General features: G+C 75.5%; 1 pseudogene. It reads left to right on the top strand.

Features of this window, described 5'->3' with window-relative positions:
* Positions 1-261: pseudogene (locus tag TW83_RS21535) on the top strand (hypothetical protein); the annotation flags it as partial.

A 261-nucleotide genomic window follows, 5' to 3' on the forward strand; every position in this document is an offset into this window, starting at 1 on the left:
TCGCCGCGCTGCAGGCGGCGCTGCCTGGCCCGGCCTATGATCTGGAGCTGCTGGCGCTCTGCGACCCCCAGGTCGATCCGCAGGAGGAGTTCGCCCGCCATGCCGCGGCGCTGGCGGCATCGGGGCTGGTCGCGGCCTCGGTGCTGGTCCATGCCCGGCCCGATTGGCAATCGACGCCGCCGGGCTCGGACTGGCCGCCCTGCGCGCCGATGGCGCAGGTCCATGCGGCGGCGCGCGCGAGTTTTGCGGGGCTTCCGGTGG

The organism is Paracoccus sp. S4493 (assembly GCF_000967735.1).
GTDB lineage: Bacteria > Pseudomonadota > Alphaproteobacteria > Rhodobacterales > Rhodobacteraceae > Paracoccus > Paracoccus marcusii.